Below are 639 nucleotides of genomic sequence, written 5' to 3'. Positions count from 1 at the left end.
GTTAAAGCACAAACCGTTCCCGTTACATTCCATCGCTTGCTTAAAGCTGTCACGTACTTGTACGTCAATTTGGCGATCATAGTAACCACGTTTGGTGTCGGTTACTTTTACCAACTCTGCATCGCTATCAAATGGCGTACAGATTTTACCTGGGTTCATTTTATTGTGTGGGTCGAATGCAGCTTTTACTCGTCTAAGCTCAGTAAACAACTCTTTACCAAAGAACTCCGGACCATATTCCGAGCGGAAACCTTTTCCGTGCTCACCCCACATCAGGCCGCCGTATTTCGCTACCAGCTTGACGACTTCATCAGAGACTTCATGCATCAATGCTTCTTGGTGCGGGTCGCACAAATCCAACGCAGGACGCACGTGCAGCACCCCTGCATCAACGTGACCAAACATACCGTAATTCAGAGACTTGCTATCTAATAGTTCGCGGAACTCTACAATGAAATCGGCCAAGTTTTCTGGTGGTACACACGTATCTTCAGCGAATGCGACCGGTTTAGCGCGTCCTTTTGCAGCGCCTAACAAACCCACCGCTTTTTTACGCATGTTGTAGATACGTCCAATACTCGCTACATCGTTACAAACTTGGTAGCCGATAATGCCCGCTTCTTCTGTTTCCAACATAAT

Annotated in this window: 1 protein-coding gene; it reads right to left on the bottom strand. The window is 46.8% G+C overall.

Annotation, left to right across the window (positions count from 1 at the left end; genetic code table 11):
* Positions 1-639, bottom strand: a 639-nt coding sequence (locus tag R8O11_RS28655; RefSeq protein WP_318195049.1) for an FAD-linked oxidase C-terminal domain-containing protein, incomplete at both ends; no start/stop codon positions are given.

The sequence above is a fragment of the Vibrio sp. 1288 genome, from assembly GCF_033344475.1.
Note: the sequence above shows the minus strand (reverse complement) of the source record. Positions and strands in the feature narration are given on the sequence as shown.